The 16,180-nt window shown below is 64.1% G+C and carries 13 protein-coding genes; 6 read left to right on the top strand and 7 right to left on the bottom strand.

Going from position 1 to position 16,180, the window contains the following annotated elements; all coding sequences use genetic code 11:
- The first annotated feature begins 2 nt into the window (after positions 1–2).
- From zigA to AC1RGE_RS24275, 3 genes are all read left to right on the top strand, one after another.
- On the top strand, positions 3–1,211 hold the full coding sequence (zigA, locus tag AC1RGE_RS24285; protein ID WP_011064338.1) for a zinc metallochaperone GTPase ZigA: 1,209 nt from the start codon (positions 3–5) through the stop codon (positions 1,209–1,211).
- Entirely contained in the window at positions 1,211–1,912 is a 702-nt protein-coding gene (locus AC1RGE_RS24280; protein WP_015637542.1) for a DUF1826 domain-containing protein, read from the top strand. The genes zigA and AC1RGE_RS24280 overlap by 1 nt, the downstream gene beginning before the upstream one ends.
- Before the next feature lie 145 nt (positions 1,913–2,057).
- Positions 2,058–3,020, top strand: coding sequence for a CobW family GTP-binding protein (locus AC1RGE_RS24275; RefSeq protein WP_011064336.1), 963 nt, complete (start codon positions 2,058–2,060; stop codon positions 3,018–3,020).
- Between the two features lie 21 nt (positions 3,021–3,041).
- Here the strand turns inward: AC1RGE_RS24275 and AC1RGE_RS24270 are convergent, their stop codons facing one another.
- Positions 3,042–3,434 carry a DUF3301 domain-containing protein gene (locus tag AC1RGE_RS24270; RefSeq protein WP_011064335.1) on the bottom strand — a complete coding sequence of 131 codons (393 nt, stop codon included), beginning with the start codon at positions 3,432–3,434 and terminating at the stop codon, positions 3,042–3,044.
- 117 nt (positions 3,435–3,551) lie between these two features.
- Between AC1RGE_RS24270 and pdxY the strand changes: the two genes are divergently transcribed.
- Positions 3,552–4,424 carry a pyridoxal kinase PdxY gene (gene pdxY / locus AC1RGE_RS24265; RefSeq protein WP_492585153.1) on the top strand — a complete coding sequence of 291 codons (873 nt, stop codon included), beginning with the start codon at positions 3,552–3,554 and terminating at the stop codon, positions 4,422–4,424.
- Positions 4,425–4,431: 7 nt separating this feature from the next.
- Here the strand turns inward: pdxY and AC1RGE_RS24260 are convergent, their stop codons facing one another.
- Positions 4,432–5,844: an APC family permease gene (locus tag AC1RGE_RS24260; RefSeq protein ID WP_011064333.1), complete on the bottom strand. Its 1,413-nt coding sequence runs from the start codon at positions 5,842–5,844 to the stop codon at positions 4,432–4,434.
- Positions 5,845–6,098: 254 nt separating this feature from the next.
- Positions 6,099–6,584: an acyl-CoA thioesterase gene (locus AC1RGE_RS24255; protein ID WP_011064332.1), complete on the bottom strand. Its 486-nt coding sequence runs from the start codon at positions 6,582–6,584 to the stop codon at positions 6,099–6,101.
- A gap of 289 nt (positions 6,585–6,873) precedes the next feature.
- On the opposite strand from AC1RGE_RS24255, the gene AC1RGE_RS24250 reads away from it, so the two are divergent.
- Complete coding sequence (locus AC1RGE_RS24250; protein ID WP_011064331.1) at positions 6,874–8,637, top strand: cation:proton antiporter; 1,764 nt, start codon at positions 6,874–6,876, stop codon at positions 8,635–8,637.
- A 71-nt stretch (positions 8,638–8,708) separates the two neighbouring features.
- Here AC1RGE_RS24250 and AC1RGE_RS24245 read toward each other — a convergent pair whose 3' ends face one another.
- The 4 genes from AC1RGE_RS24245 to uvrD form a co-directional block, all read right to left on the bottom strand.
- Positions 8,709–9,116 (bottom strand): SMI1/KNR4 family protein, encoded by a 408-nt coding sequence (locus AC1RGE_RS24245; protein WP_011064330.1) that lies wholly within the window; start codon positions 9,114–9,116, stop codon positions 8,709–8,711.
- A gap of 136 nt (positions 9,117–9,252) precedes the next feature.
- Complete coding sequence (locus AC1RGE_RS24240) at positions 9,253–10,128, bottom strand: Tim44 domain-containing protein (RefSeq protein ID WP_011064329.1); 876 nt, start codon at positions 10,126–10,128, stop codon at positions 9,253–9,255.
- 180 nt (positions 10,129–10,308) lie between these two features.
- The gene (locus AC1RGE_RS24235; protein ID WP_492585151.1) at positions 10,309–10,749 is read right to left on the bottom strand and encodes an EamA family transporter; all 441 of its coding nucleotides are present in this window, start codon (positions 10,747–10,749) and stop codon (positions 10,309–10,311) included.
- A gap of 124 nt (positions 10,750–10,873) precedes the next feature.
- Complete coding sequence (gene uvrD / locus AC1RGE_RS24230; RefSeq protein WP_011064327.1) at positions 10,874–13,057, bottom strand: DNA helicase II; 2,184 nt, start codon at positions 13,055–13,057, stop codon at positions 10,874–10,876.
- Positions 13,058–13,304: 247 nt separating this feature from the next.
- On the opposite strand from uvrD, the gene AC1RGE_RS24225 reads away from it, so the two are divergent.
- Complete coding sequence (locus AC1RGE_RS24225; RefSeq protein WP_011064326.1) at positions 13,305–16,169, top strand: putative bifunctional diguanylate cyclase/phosphodiesterase; 2,865 nt, start codon at positions 13,305–13,307, stop codon at positions 16,167–16,169.
- Positions 16,170–16,180 lie beyond the last annotated feature (11 nt).

Genomic DNA, 16,180 nt, shown 5'->3' with positions numbered 1-16,180 from the left:
CCATGACCGACCGTCTCCCCGTTACCGTGCTGTCCGGCTTTCTCGGCGCCGGCAAAAGCACCTTGCTCAATCACATCCTGCGCAACCGCGACCACCTGCGGGTGGCGGTGATCGTCAACGACATGAGCGAAATCAACATCGATGGCAGCGAAGTGCAGCGCGATGTCAGCCTCAATCGCGCCGAAGAAAAACTGGTGGAGATGAGCAACGGCTGCATCTGCTGCACCCTGCGTGAAGACCTCCTGGAGGAGGTGGGCAAGCTGGCCCGCGACGGGCGCTTCGACTACCTGCTGATCGAATCCACCGGGATTTCCGAGCCGCTGCCGGTGGCGGAAACCTTCACCTTTCGCGATGAATCCGGTCAGAGCCTGGCGGATATCGCCCGGCTCGACACCATGGTCACGGTGGTCGACGGCATGAATTTCCTGCTGGACTACCAGGCCGCGCACAGCCTGGCTTCCCGGGGCGAAACCCTGGGCGAAGACGATGAACGTTCCATCAGCGACCTGCTGATCGAACAGGTGGAGTTCGCCGACGTGATCCTGGTCAGCAAGATCGACCTGATCAGCAGCGACCAGCGCCAGGAACTGCTGGCCATCCTCAAGAGCCTCAATGCCCAGGCCGAGATCGTGCCCATGGTCATGGGCCAGGTACCGCTGGCGAAGATCCTCGACACCGGGCGCTTCGATTTCGAGCGCGCGGCCCAGGCCCCGGGCTGGCTGCGGGAGTTGCGCGGCGAGCATGTGCCGGAAACCGAGGAGTACGGCATCGCTTCCACCGCCTACCGGGCGCGGCGGCCGTTCCATCCCCAGCGCTTCTTCGACTTCATCAACCGGCCCTGGGTCAACGGCAAGCTGCTGCGCTCCAAGGGCTTCTTCTGGCTGGCCAGCAAGTACCAGGAAGCCGGCAGCTGGTCCCAGGCCGGTGGCCTGATGCGCCATGGCTTTGCCGGGCGCTGGTGGCGCTTCGTGCCCAAGCAGCACTGGCCCCAGGACGAAGAAGGCACCGCGGCGATCATGCACAACTGGACCGCGGCCACCGGCGATTGCCGCCAGGAACTGGTGTTCATCGGCCAGAACATCGACTTCACCCGGCTTTGCGCGGAGCTCGACCTGTGCCTGCTGGATGACGATGAAATGGCCCTCGGCGTCGAGGGCTGGAGCCTGCTGAACGATCCCTTTGGCCCCTGGCATGACGAGGAAGCGGCCTGATGCTGACCCTGAACTTGCCGGTGACTCCACTGGCCAATCCGCCCAGATGGCTGCTGCTGCCGAGCGTGACCGCGCCGGTCTCTCGCCGCCAGGCCATCGGCAGCACCCCGGCGGTGCTCGCCCAGGTGCTGGAGGATGAGGTCAATCTTGGCCTCTGGCAGCGCCAGTTGCCGGCCCACATCGCCGATTTCGCCGAGTTGCTGCTGTCCCTGGACCAGCCGCTGGCCGAATCCCTGTCCCTGGAACTGCCCGACGAAGACGCGCAACCCAATCTGCGCGGCCTGGCTTCGGGGTTCAGTGATCTGCAGGGTTATGAAGGCTTTATCGCCGATGTTGCCTGGCTGGTCAGCGCTTTTGCCTGCCTGCTCGGGGCCAGGCGCGTCGGGCTGCGCCTGCGGGTCCTGGACAAGGCCATGTGCCCGCGGTTTCACGTGGACCATGTACCGGTGCGGCTGATTACCACCTACGCCGGAGCCGGCAGCCAATGGCTGCGCGAAGGCGCCATGGACCGCAGGAAACTGGGGCAGGCCGAGGGCGAACCACGGGACCCGGCACAGATCCAGCAGATCGCCAGCGGCGACGTGGCGCTGTTCAAGGGCGAGAAATGGCACGGCAACGAAGGCTTTGGCCTGATCCACCGCTCGCCGCAGCCAGCGCCAGGGGAACGCCGGCTGATCCTCACCCTCGATTGGCTGGGTTGACCTAGGCCCGTGCAGCCGCTTGCCGAGCCTGGGCGAAGCTCCGCAGGACCTTCAGCGCTCCCAAGAGCGGCGTCGAATCGAGCGGATTTTCGCCCAGGGCGGGAAGGGCGTAGCATCACCTCACAGGTTTCCCGGACCCCTTCCCATGCTGCAGAACATCCCCACCCACGTGATCGCCGGCCCCCTGGGCGCCGGCAAGACCAGCCTGATCCGCCATCTGCTGAGCCAGCGCCCGGCCGCCGAGCGCTGGGCGGTGCTGATCAACGAGTTTGGCCAGATCGGCCTGGACGCGGCCCTGCTGACCCGCGACGAAGATGGCATCGCCCTCGGCGAAGTGGCCGGCGGCTGCCTGTGCTGCGTCAACGGTGCACCGTTCCAGGTGGGCCTGGGCCGCCTGTTGCGCAAGGCCCGGCCGGACCGCCTGCTTATCGAGCCCTCGGGCCTCGGCCACCCGGCCCAATTGCTCAAGCAGTTGAATGAAGCGCCCTGGAAGGGCGTGCTGGCGGTGCAACCCTGCGTGCTGGTCCTGGATGCCCAGGCGCTGGCCGCTGGCAAGCCGTTGCCCCGGGCGCAGCAGGATGCGCTGTCCAGCGCCGGCCTGCTGGTACTGAACAAGGACGAACTGCTCAGCGACAGCGACAGGTTGCGGGTGCTGGAGCAATTGCCGGACCTTCCCTTGTTCTGGACCCGCCATGCCGCCTTGCCCCTGGCCGAGCTGCCGGGCCTGGGAGCCAGCGCCGAAGCGGCCCTGGAGCAGTCGGACATTCCCCAGGGCCTGGCCCAGTTGCCGGCCGTGTGGAGCGATCCGACGCTGCCGATCTGCCTCAGCCAGTCCCAGGAGGATGGCTGGAGCATCGGCTGGCGCTGGCACCCCAGCCAGCAGTTCGATCTGGTCCGGGTCGAGCACTGGCTGCAGAACCTCGACTGGCGCCGGGCCAAGCTGGTGCTCCACAGTGATCAAGGCTGGCGGTCGGGCAACGGGCTGGATAATTCACCGCTGAACTGGCTGCCCAGCGAATGGCGCCGGGATTCGCGCCTGGAACTGATCTTCAGTAGCCCTCAGGACATTGCCGTCCTGCAGGCCAGTCTCGATGCCTGTCGCCTGTAGGAAACGGCGTGCACGCCACTCTTACGGCTTGAACTTGCGATGTTCCTCGCGCCACTGGCTCAGCTCGATCACCTCGGCACTGGGCAGGGGCTCCTTGGCTTCGAACGGGTAGGGCGCCAGCTCGATATGGGTGCTGTGGGCGCCGAACTGGGTGATGGTCCCGGCATGACGGGTTTCGCCGGTCACGGTGAACTCGAAGTTGTAGACCCGCGCCAGGCGCCGCCGGCCATTGCCATCCTTGACGAAACCGATGCGCTTGAGCGCCACGTTACCGTCCAGCAACTCGATGTCGAGCCGCGCGCAGTGCTGCTTGACCCGCTCCAGGGCCCGTTCGCGCAGGCCGTGGTTGTGCCACAGCCAGGCAGCAGCGGTTGCCAGTAGCATCAGCACAAAGATGTTTCCAAGGGTCAGCATGAAGGTTTGCTCCAACGAGGTGGCGTCAGCTTAACTGCGACTCCGGTCTGTCGTACAGGCTGCGTTTAGTCGCATACTGCGCGGCTTGAATTCCACCGGTTTTATGGAAAATCCTGCATGAAACGTACGCCCCACCTGCTTGCGATCCAGTCCCATGTGGTTTTCGGCCACGCCGGCAACAGTGCCGCGGTATTCCCCATGCAGCGGGTTGGGGTGAATGTCTGGCCGCTGAATACGGTGCAGTTCTCCAACCACACTCAGTATGGTCAGTGGGCCGGGGAAGTGCTGGCGCCACAGCAGATTCCCGAGCTGGTGGAAGGCATTGCCGCCATCGGCGAGCTGGGCAACTGCGACGCGGTGCTGTCCGGCTACCTGGGCAGCGCGGCCCAGGGCCGGGCGATCCTCAGCGGTGTGGCGCGAATCAAGGCAGTCAATCCCAAGGCCCTGTACCTGTGTGACCCGGTGATGGGCCACCCGGAGAAGGGCTGCAGCGTGCCGGCTGAAGTCAGCGACTTCCTGCTGGACGAGGCCGTGGCCATGGCGGATTTTCTCTGCCCCAACCAGCTGGAGCTGGACAGCTTTTGCGGGCGCAAGCCGCAATCGCTGTTCGACTGCCTGGGCATGGCCCGGTCGCTGCTGGACAAGGGCCCCAGGGCGGTGCTGGTCAAGCACCTGGACTACCCGGGCAAGCTGGTGGACGGTTTCGAGATGCTGCTGGTGACCGCTGACGGCAGCTGGCACCTGCGCCGTCCATTACTGGCGTTCCCGCGCCAGCCGGTGGGGGTGGGCGACCTGACCTCAGGCCTGTTCCTGGCCCGGGTATTGTTGGGGGACAGCCTGGTGGCGGCCTTCGAATTCACCGCCGCGGCGGTGCATGAAGTACTGCTGGAAACCCAGGCCTGCGCCAGTTACGAGCTGGAGCTGGTGCGCGCCCAGGACCGCATCGCCCACCCACGGGTGCGCTTCGAGGCCATGCCGATCGGCTTCTGAGGCGGGCTCAGGCCTGCTCGGAAAACTGCACGGTCGGCGCGGGCTGGCGAAAGCCCCGGGTGTGTATGCCCAGGTACAGCAGGCCCAGGGCGAACCAGGCCAGGCCGATGCCCAGGGTCAGGGCCGAAAGGCTGGTCCACAGCCAGGCGATCAGGGCAAAGCCGATCAACGGCAGCAGGCCGTACTGCAACAGCCGTGCGGTGCTGCGCGGCTGGCCCTGGCCCAGGTGACTCTTGATCACCGCCAGGTTGACCACCGAGAACGCCACCAGTGCACCGAAGCTGATCATCGACGCCAGGGTGGTGAGGTCGATGACCACCGCCAGCAATGACACCAGCGACACCAGGACAATGGCCACCACCGGGGTCTTGTAGCGCTCGGACAGGGTACCGAACACCCGACGTGGCAGGATGCCGTCACGGCCCATGCTGAACAGAATGCGCGATACCGAGGCCTGGGATGCCAGGGCCGAACCGGCGGCGCCGGCGACATAGGTGGCGGTGAAGAACATCTCCAGGAAGCGTCCGCCGGCGTGCAGCATGACCTCGCTGGCCGCCGAGTCGGCGTCCTTGAAACTGCTGCCGGGGAACGCCAGCTGGCTGGTCATGGCCAGCAGGATGAACAGCAGGCCGGCGCCCAGGGTGGTGATGACGATTGCCCGGGGGATGTCCCGGCGCGGGTCGCGGGTTTCCTCGGCCAGGGTCGACACCGCGTCAAAGCCCAGGAACGACAGGCACAGCACCGCGGCCCCGGCCATCAGCGGCAACAGCCCATCCTGGCTGCCATCGCCGACCCAGGGTGCGCTCAGGTCCAGGCTCTCGGCCCCTGCCAACTGGCGGACCACCAGGGCCATGAACACCACCACGAAGACCATCTGCGCGCAGACGATCAGGTTGCTCATGCTCGATACCGAGCCGATGCCGCGGATGTTCAGCAGCGTCACCAGGCTGATGGTCGCCACCACGAAGACCCAGGCCGGCACGGCGGGGAAGGCCAGGTTGAGGAACAGGCCGATCACCAGGTAATTGATCATCGGCAGGAACAGGTAATCCAGCAGCAGCGACCAGCCGGCAAGAAAGCCGATGCCCGGGCCGAAACTGAGGCTGGCGTAGGAATAGGCTGAGCCGGCAATGGGGTATTTCTTGACCATTACGCTGTAGGAAAGGGCGGTGAAGATCATCGCCAGCAGGGTGATCACATAGGCTGCGGCGGTGCGCCCGCCGGTGAGTTGGGTGACCACGCCGTAGGTGGTGAAGACGGTCAGCGGGACCATGTACACCAGGCCGAAGAACACCAGGGCCGGCAGGCCGAGGATGCGCCGCAGCGAGGTGCCCTGGGCACTGTGGGTGAAGCCGCCATCGAGGCTGGCGTTATGGGCGGACGCAGGGGGGCTGCTGGAAAGAGCATTGGCGCTGGGCATTTTTATTGTTCTCACGCGTTCGTTGGCTCGAAGGCTCCCCGGGCGGGGAGTGCGTTTGTGCCTTGCCCTTCGATTCTGGCAGCGGTGCCCTGGGGGCATAACTCTCGATGTGGTCAAAAAGGGATGGATCTGGCCATTCGGGATGACCGCAGAAGCCTGCTGGCGGGTGTTGGAGTGTGGCGGCGCAGCGCCGGAAGCTCTGGAGGGGGGAGGACCGTCCGTGGCCCTGCTGAATCAGCGGTGCAGCTTGAGCATCAAGGGCCGTCGGCCTTGATTTCCCGGTAGCGCTGTTCCAGTTCCTGGCGGATCTGCCGGCGCTGCCGGGCCTGGATAAAGCGTCTCTTGCCGTCGGCGGTTTCCGGCTGCAGCGGCGGCACCTGGGCCGGCTTGCGCTGGTCGTCCACCGCCACCATGGTGAAGAAGCAGCTGTTGGTGTGGCGCACCGAACGCTCGCGGATATTCTCGGTGACCACCTTGATGCCCACCTCCATGGAGGTGTTGCCGGTGTAGTTGACCGAGGCCAGGAAGGTCACCAGCTCGCCGACATGGATCGGCTCGCGGAAGATCACCTGGTCCACCGACAGGGTCACCACGTAGCGGCCGGCGTAACGGCTGGCGCAGGCATAGGCGACTTCATCGAGGTACTTGAGCAAGGTGCCGCCGTGGACATTGCCAGAGAAATTGGCCATGTCAGGGGTCATCAATACCGTCATCGACAGTTGGGCGTTTCCGGGTTCCATAGCACGCTCACGGTTCTGGGCAGGGGTTGCTGGAGCACCTCTGCGGGTGCTGGCTCCAAAGGGTTTTCAAACCATCGATAACGGGACGCCGGGCCGGGCCACGTCGTCACGCCCTGGTGGATCTGTTTCCTAATATTGCACCGCCTTCCTGCCGGAAGTCGCGGTGTTAACCTGCAAAACACCCGTTCCAGGGCATTTTCCGCTTTTATTTTGGATATTTCCTTCTACTGATCAGAACATTCTTTTTAGGCGATCACCCCCGCCCAGCATTCCAAGGAGAGCCCCGGCCATGCATGCCATCAGCTTCATTCAGGACCTGGCCGTGATCATGCTGGTCGCAGGCGTGGTGACCATCCTCTTCCATCGCCTCAAGCAGCCTGTCGTGCTGGGCTACATAGTCGCCGGCTTCATCATCGGCCCTCACACTCCGCCTTTCGGGCTGATCCACGACGAACAGACCATCAAGACCCTGGCCGAGCTGGGGGTGATTTTCCTGATGTTCTGCCTGGGGCTGGAATTCAGCCTGCGCAAGCTGTTCAAGGTCGGGGCCACGGCCTTTATCGCGGCGTTCCTGGAAATCGTCCTGATGATCTGGATCGGCTACGAGATCGGCCGCTGGTTCGGCTGGAGCACCATGGATTCGCTGTTCCTCGGGGCGATCCTGGCCATTTCCTCCACCACCATCATCGTCAAGGCGCTCAATGACCTGAAGATGAAGAACGAGCGCTTCGCCCAGCTGATCTTCGGCGTACTGATCGTCGAGGACATCCTCGGCATCGGCATCATCGCCTTGCTGTCGAGCATCGCGGTCAGCGGTACGGTGAGTTCCGGCGAGGTGTTCTCCACCGTCGGCAAGCTTTCGCTGTTCATGATCGTGGCGCTGGTGATCGGCATCCTGCTGGTGCCGCGCCTGCTGGCCTACGTGGCCAGGTTCGACAGCAACGAGATGCTGCTGATCACCGTGCTGGGGCTGTGTTTCGGCTTCTGCCTGCTGGTGGTCAAACTGGAGTACAGCATGGTCCTGGGTGCCTTCCTGATCGGTGCGATCATGGCCGAGTCCCGCCAGTTGCTGAAGATCGAGCGGTTGATCGAACCGGTTCGCGACCTGTTCAGCGCAATCTTCTTCGTCGCCATCGGCCTGATGATCGACCCGCAGATCCTCCTGCAATACGCCTGGCCGATTGCCGTGATCACGGTGGCGGTGGTGCTGGGCAAGATGCTGTCCTGCGGCATGGGGGCCTTTATCGCCGGCAATGATGGACGCACCTCACTGCGGGTAGGCATGGGCCTGTCACAGATTGGCGAATTTTCCTTCATCATCGCCGCACTGGGCATGACCCTGCAGGTCACCAGCGACTTCCTCTACCCGGTAGCGGTGGCGGTGTCCGCCATCACCACCTTGCTCACGCCCTACCTGATCCGTGCCGCGGACCCGCTATCGCTGAAGCTGGCAGGGGTTCTGCCCAAGCGCCTGAGCCGGGTACTGGGCATGTATGGCGAGTGGTTGCGCAGCATTCAGCCCCAGGGCGAGGGCGCGCTGCTGGCGACGATGATCCGTAAGATCCTGCTGCAAGTGGGGGTGAACCTGGCGCTGGTGGTGGCGATCTTCTTTTCCGGTGGCTATTTCGCGAAGCGCATTGGCACCTACCTGGAAGATTGGGTCAGTGAGCCAAGCTGGCAGAAAGCCTTGATCTGGGGCGGGGCGCTGCTGCTTTCGCTGCCGTTCCTGATTGCTGCCTATCGCAAGCTCAAGGCACTGTCGATGTTGCTGGCGGAGATGGGGGTCAAGCCGGAAATGGCCGGGCGCCATACCCAGCGAGTGCGTCGGGTGATCGCCGAGGTGATCCCGATCCTGTCGCTGCTGGTGATTTTCCTGCTGCTGGCGGCGCTCTCGTCGAGCATCCTGCCGACCTTGGAACTGCTGGTGTTGATCGCCGTAGTGGCGGCGGCGGTGGCCGCGGTCCTGTGGCGCTGGTTCATCCGTGTGCATACGCGGATGCAGGTGGCGCTGATCGAAACCTTCGACCACAGCAAGGACAACAGTGGGCATTGACCTTGCCGCTCGCCGGCAGGGCGCCGGCGAGCTGTTTCAGTCGCCGCGGTGCACGCAGCCGCGGCGGCGTCTCAGCTTTCCAGCCAGACGTCCCGCGCCCAGTGCCACACCGATTCCCAGGATTCTTCGGTGATCAGCTCTTCTTCGCCGGACCACAGCACCACGGTGCCGTCTTCCTCGACGCAGTAGTAATCGTCGCCGTCCTGGCAGATCGGGATCAGCTCGCGCGGCACGCCCATGTCCCAGGCGGTCGCAGCCACTTCCGGAAGGTAGGTATGGGATTGCGGATCGGTGACAGTCACAGGTTCCAGGCTGCCGTAAACCACGTCGCTGACCGTCAACAGGAACTCCTTGAAGACGAACGGGATATTGATGAACAGCTGTTCTTCAATTTCCACCAGTTGGTCTTCGTCCGGCAGTTCCAGGGGGACGGGTACCGGTTCGTTGGCTTCCCGGAGTTGTTCGATGACTTCTTCCACGGCCTGGGTCCTCTTAGCTCTATGGCGCGGTTGTTTGACGGCGGTTTATACAGTAGCTCGCTATAAGTGCAATCGTGAAATGCAAAACCCCGACCTGAGTCGGGGTTTTGCCTTACAGCTGTGACAGCAGAATGAATCAGCCGTTCTGGCGGATACCTGCTACCAGCCATGGCTGGTTGTCGCCCTGGGCGCGTTCCATGTTCCAGCTTTCGCTGAACACTTCGCCCTGGTCGAAGCGCGAGGTCTTCGACACACCGCTGAAGGTCAGGGTGGCGATGGTTTTGTCGGCACGGTCATCCACACCTTCGAGCTGCACTTGCAGGTTGTCGATGTAGGTCGACTGGAAGCCGTCGCCCAGATCGGCACGTTCCTGTTTCAGGAACTGCAGCATCTGTGGGGTCACGAACTCGGCGATCTTGTCCATTTCGTTGGCGTCCCAGTGTTGCTGCAGGGACTGGAAGTGGCTGCGCGCCGCTTCAATGAAGCGCTCTTCATTGAACCAGGCCGGTGCGTTGATTACCGGACGCGCGGCAGGCGCTGGCGAACCACCGAAGATCGAACCGCCGGCAGGCTGCTGGGGCTCGAAGGCTTCGCGCTGCATCGGCGCGTGGCCGGCTGGAGCGTATTGCTCCTGCTGCTTGCGGCGACGAGCGGCGATGAAGCGGAAGATCACGAAGGCGATGACCGCCATGATCAGGATGTCGAAGATCTGCATGCCCTGGAAGCCGCCGCCCATGAACATGGAGGCCAGCAGGCCACCGGCAGCGATACCGGCCAGAGGGCCGAGCCAGCGCGAAGCACCGCCGGCCTTGGCAGCAGCGCCCGCGGCACCGGCTGCGCCCGCGGTGGCTGCAGCGGCGGGAGCGCCCGGAGCGGTTGGCGCCGCCTGGCGGGTTTGGTGGGTCGGGGCAGCGCCGACGCTTTTGCCGCCACCAAAGCGCTTGGCGTTGGCGTCGAGGCTCATCGTCAGGCCGATGCACAGCGCCATGGCGATGCTAAGAAAACGTTTCATAAAGGGGGTTCCCATTTGTGGATGGCACGCGCGCCATATTGCACAGGTGAAGTGTCAGTGGCGAGCGGCATAATGTTTCGGGCTTTTGCCTGACAGCCTCGGTTCAGCTTCGCCAGGCGTCATGCTCGCCGATAGGTTTTTGGTCCCCGCGGACCTGGCTCTGGTTCAACCCGAAAGCCGTTAGCGGCGCAGTGCCAGTAGCACCACACCTGCGGTGATCAAGCCGATTCCGCTCCACTGCCGCAGGTCGAGCTTCTCTCCCAGCAGGCACATGCCGATGATCGCGACGAACACCACGCTGAGCTTGTCCACCGGTGCCACCAATGAAGCGGGGCCGAGTTTCAAGGCGCGGAAATAGCACAACCAGGATGCGCCCGTGGCCAGCCCGGACAGCAGCAGGAACAGGTAGCTCTTGGGGGAAATTGATCCCAGGGACTGATATTGGCCCGTTGCGTACAAAATCAAGGCCAGGCTGACAAGAACCACCACGGTACGCAGCAGGGTGGCGAAGTCTGAATTGACGTTTTCTATCCCGACTTTGGCGAAGATCGCCGTCAAGGCAGCGAAAATTGCCGACAACAGGGCCCAGAATGTCCACGAGGAAAAAAAGCCTGTGCCCATGTTCACGCTTCCCTTTCTGCACCGACCTGTAGGAGCCGGCTTGCCGGCGAAGAGGCCCTTGAGCCGGTCTTCGCCAGTGAGATTCGCTGGCAAGCCAGCTCCTACACAAGCCAAGCGGGTGGGGTTAGATGGCTTCCAGCTTGGCGTAGCCCAGCATCAGCCACTTGCTGCCTTCGCTGAAGTTGACCTGGACCCGGGCCTGGGCGCCGGCGCCCTCGAAATTGAGGATCACCCCGTCGCCGAACACCGAGTGCCGTACCGCCTGGCCGAGGCTCAGGCCGGTGTCCGGGATTTCGCTGCCGCCGAACAGGCTGCTGGTACTTTGTGACTGGCCGCCGCCGAAAGGCCGGCTGACGCTGTTGGACAGCCGCACTTCCTGAATCAGCCCCTTGGGCACCTCGCGCACGAAACGCGACACCTTGTTGTAGGTTTCGCTGCCGTACAGGCGTCGGGTTTCCGCGTAGGTCATCACCAGGTTTTGCATGGCCCGGGTAATGCCCACATACGCCAGCCGGCGTTCTTCCTCAAGGCGGCCGGGTTCTTCCAGGCTCATCTTGTGGGGGAACAGGCCTTCTTCCATGCCCACCAGGAACACGTAGGGGAACTCCAGACCCTTGGCGCTGTGCAGGGTCATCAGTTGCACGCTGTCTTCATGTTCGTCGGCCTGGGTATCGCCGGCTTCCAGGGAAGCGTGGCCGAGGAAGGCCGCCAGGGGCGTCAGGTCTTCATCCTCTTCGGTGTTCTCGAAGTTGCGCGCGGCGCTCACCAGTTCCTCGAGGTTTTCCACCCGGGCCTGGCCTTTTTCGCCTTTTTCCGCTTCGTGGTAGGCAATCAGCCCCGACTGCTCGATGACGGTCTGGGTCATCAGGTGCAGGGGCATTTCCAGGGTCTTGGCGGCGAGGTTTTCGATCAGTTCGATAAAGGCCCCCAGCGCACCTGCAGCGCGCCCGGTCAGGCCTTTATTGGCCACCAGCTGGCGCATGGCTTCCCACATCGATACATCGCTGTGGCGCGCATGCTCGCGGATGGCTTCGACGGTCTTCTCGCCGATGCCCCGGGCTGGCACGTTGATCACCCGCTCCAGGGCTGCGTCGTTGCCACGGCCTTCCAGGAGGCGCAGGTAAGCCATGGCGTTCTTGATTTCCGCCCGCTCGAAGAAGCGCTGGCCGCCATAGATGCGGTACGGAATGCGTTCGCGCAGCAAGGCTTCTTCCAGCACCCGGGACTGGGCGTTGGAGCGGTAGAGAATGGCGATGTCGCTGCGGGCCAGGCCGGTCTTCAGCGCGCTCTCGATGGTTTCCACTACATAGCGGGCTTCATCGTGCTCGTTGAAGGCGGCATACAGGTTGATGGCTTCACCGTCGCCGCCGTCGGTCCACAGCTCCTTGCCCAGGCGCCCGGTGTTGTTGGCGATCAGGGCGTTGGCAGCCTTGAGGATGCCGGCAGTAGAGCGGTAGTTCTGCTCCAGGCGGATGACTTCGGTGTCCGGGAAGTCGGCGGAGTACTGGTGGATGTTCTCGATTTTCGCCCCGCGCCAGCCATAGATCGACTGGTCGTCGTCGCCCACCACCATCAGGCTGTCGCCACCCTGGGCCAGCAACCTCAGCCAGGCGTATTGCACGGCGTTGGTGTCCTGGAACTCGTCCACCAGCACGTGGCGGAAACGCTTCTGGTAGTGCGCCAGCAAACCCGGGTGGTCGCGCCACAGGTCCAGGGCGCGCAGCAGCAGTTCGGAGAAGTCGATGACCCCGGCACGCTGGCAAGCGGCCTCGTAGGCCTCATAGATGCCGCGCATGGTGGCCAGGAACAGGTCGCCGCTGGCCTGGATATGTTGCGGGCGCAGGCCTTCGTCCTTCTGCCCGTTGATGAACCACTGGGCCTGGCGGGCCGGCCAGCGCTGTTCGTCCAGGCCCAGCTCGCGGATCACCCGCTTGACCAGGCGTTGCTGGTCGTCGCTGTCGAGGATCTGGAAGGTCTGGCTCAGCCCCGCTTCCTGCCAGTGGGCCCGCAGCAGGCGGTGGGCCAGGCCGTGGAAGGTGCCGACCCACATGCCTGCCGGGTTGATGCCCAGCAGTTGTTCGATGCGGTGGCGCATCTCGGCTGCGGCCTTGTTGGTGAAGGTCACCGACAGGATCGAGTGGGGTGAGGCGTTCTCGACCTGGATCAACCAGGCGATACGGTGCACCAGCACACGGGTTTTGCCGGAGCCAGCACCGGCCAGGACCAACTGACGACCCACGGAGGCGGCTACGGCCTGGCGTTGGGCGTCGTTGAGGGAGTTCAACAGGAGGGAGAGATCATCGCGCATCGGGGCATTCTAGGGGGCGGCGCCACCCCGGGCAAACCCGGCTTTGCATTAGCCGATAAAACAGCCGCCGATGACGACCGGTTGGTCACAGGCCCCAGCCATTGGCGCTTCTCGCCCGGACGCTTTCAGGGTGCAAGCCGGGCCATCCGGTTTTATCGATTTTATGACCTGGAGCAGTTTGGCTCGGGGCTTTGCTTGTGTATGCTCCGGCGACGTTTCGGGCTCAACCATTATAAGAACACTGCCTATGACACTTAACCCCGACCTGTCCGGGCCCTTTGTGGAGCCCCGGGTCATCCGCCAGCACTACGCCGTGGAGATGGCAGTGGAGCGTACGCGCCTGCTGTACCAGGGCTCGTTGCTGCCGACCTTGTTCATGTTGCTCAACGGCCTGGTGTGCACCTGGCTGCTATGGAGCCCGGCGCGCTATCTGTTGCTCAGTGTGTGGATGGTCTGGCTGCTGGCCCTGGTGGCCTTGCGGGTGATCCAGGTGGCGGCCTTCGATTCGGCGATTCCCAGCCGCCAGGCACAGCCGGTGTGGCAACGCATGTTTCTCCTGGGCTCGGCGGTCAGTGGCCTGACCCTGGCCTGCGCCGGCATCGCCCTGGTGCCCACCGACAATTTCCTGCAGCAGGCCTGGGTCTTCGGCCTCATCGGTGCGGCCATCCTGTCGGCCAGCGTAGCCTACGCGGTGAGCCTGCAGGCCTTCCTTTCATTCACCTTGCCATGTCTGTTGCCGGCCATCGCCTACCTGTTCTGGGGCGGCGACGACCAGCAGCGTGGCTGGGGCTGGCTCGGGCTGATCCTGCTGGTGTCCCTGAGTGTGGTGGCCTGGCAGGTCAACCGCCTGATGCAGCGCGGCCTGCTGCGGCGCTTTCAGAACCAGGCCCTGATCGAGCACCTGCAGAATGCCCAGGGCCGCAGCGATCAGCTCAACCGCGAGCTGGCCCGGGAAGTGGAGCAGCGCCGCCGTGCCGAGGAGCAACTGCGCGAAGCCCAGACCGGGCTGGAACAGCGAGTGGCCCAGCGCAGCCTGGAGCTGGACGCCGCCAACCAGGCCCTGAGCAAGAGCGAGGCGCGCCTGGCCCTGGCCCTGAACGCCAGCGAGCTGGGGCTGTGGGACTGGAACCTGCAGACCGACGAGGTCCATCACACCCAGATCAAGGAGCTGTTCGGCCTGGAGCCGGAAGATGTCACGGCCATGCTCAGCCATCTCAAGCCACGCCTGCATCCGGAAGACCTGCCCCTGCTCAAGCGCGCCCTGGTGGAGCACCTCAAGGGCCGCAGCGACGATTACCAGGTGGAGTACCGGGTACGCCACGGCGCCGGCCACTGGGTGTGGATCGAGGACCGTGGCCGGGCCGTGGAGCGCAGCCCCAGTGGCCGGGTGCTGCGCATGGCCGGCACCCGTCGCGACATCAGTGCCGACAAGGAGCTGGAGGTCCAGCGCAACCTGGCGGCCACGGTGTTCGAGGCGGCCAGCGAAGGCATCGTCATCCTCGACCCCGATTACGCCTTGATCGCCGCCAATCAGGCCTTCAGCCAGGTCACCGGCTACCAGATCGAAGACATGCTCGGGCGCAATGTAGTGGAGCTGTCGTGCAGCCGCGATGCGCGCCGGCACTACCCGTTGATCCACCAGGCCCTGGAACAGTACGGCAGCTGGCAGGGCGAGTTGGTGGAGACACGCAAGAACGGCGAGCTCTACCCACAATGGCTGCAATTGAATGTAGTGCGTGATAAACGAGGAAAAGTCCGGCATATCGTGGGCTTCTTCGCCGATCTTTCGGCACGGCGCGAATCCGAGGAGCGCATGCGCTACCTCACCCATTACGACGAACTCACGGGGCTGGCCAACCGTTCGTTGTTCCGCGAGCGCCTGCGCGAGGCCCATCAGCGGGTGCGCCAGGGCGGCCGCAGCCTGGCCTTGCTGCACATCAACCTGGACCGTTTCAAGCTGCTCAACGACAGCCTTGGCCATGAAGTGGCCGACCAGCTGCTGCAAAAGATGGCCCGGCGGCTGGTCAATGCCTTGCCGGAAGCCGACACCATCGCCCGGCTTTCCGGGGACGAATTCGCCGTGCTGTTCGACGCTTACGGCAGCCTGTCGAGCCTGACCCGGGTCGCTACCCGGCTGCTGAGCAAGCTGCGCCTGCCGATCACCGTCGAGGGCCATGAACTGGTAGTCAGCGCCTCCATGGGCATCAGCATGCTGCCCGACAGCGCCCGGGAGATCGCAGCCCTGATCAGCCAGGCGAACATGGCCATGGCCCATGCCAAGCACCTGGGCGGCAACAATTTCCAGTTCTATACCGAGAGCCTGCAAGCCAGCACCCTGGAGCGCCTGCAGCTGGAAAACCAGCTGCGCAAGGCCATTGAGGAGGGCCAGTTGACGGTCTTCTACCAACCCAAGCTGTGCCTGGCCAGCGGCCGTCTGAATGCCGCCGAGGCCCTGGTGCGCTGGGATCACCCCGTCATGGGCCGGGTGCCCCCGGGGGATTTCATCGGCCTGGCGGAAGAGACCGGATTGATCGGCCCCATTGGCGAGTTCGTGTTGCGCCAGGCGTGCCGCCAAGCCTGCGAATGGCAACGCCAGGGCCTGGAGCCGATTCGCGTGTCGGTCAACCTGTCGGTGTATCAGTTGCGCCAGGGCAAGCTGGTGAGCCTGGTGCGCCAGGTGCTGGAAGAAACAGGCCTGGAGCCGCATTTTCTCGAACTGGAACTGACCGAAAGCCAACTGCTGGACAGCGTCGAGCACATCATCGCGACCTTCCAGCAACTGCGGGGCCTGGGGGTCAAGCTGGCCATCGACGACTTCGGCACTGGCTATTCGTCCCTGAGTTACCTGAAACGGATCCCGGTGGATTACGTGAAGATCGACCAGGCCTTCATTCGCGGCCTGGCCGAGGGCGGTGAGGACGCGGCGATCACCCGGGCGATCATCGCCATGGCTCATGGGCTGTCGTTGAAAGTGGTGGCCGAAGGGGTGGAAGACCCGGCGCAACTGGCCTTCCTCAAGGCGGAACACTGCGACGAGGTGCAGGGCTACCTGATCAGCCGCCCGGTGGCCGCCGAAGGCCTCGCGCTGCTGTTGCAGGCCCAGAGCCGGTAGCCGCCAGGGCT

The sequence above is a fragment of the Pseudomonas sp. GW823-FHT02C05 genome, assembly GCF_058797595.1.
The sequence above is the reverse complement of the archived record's forward strand: the minus strand, read 5'-3'. Positions and strand labels throughout refer to the sequence as shown.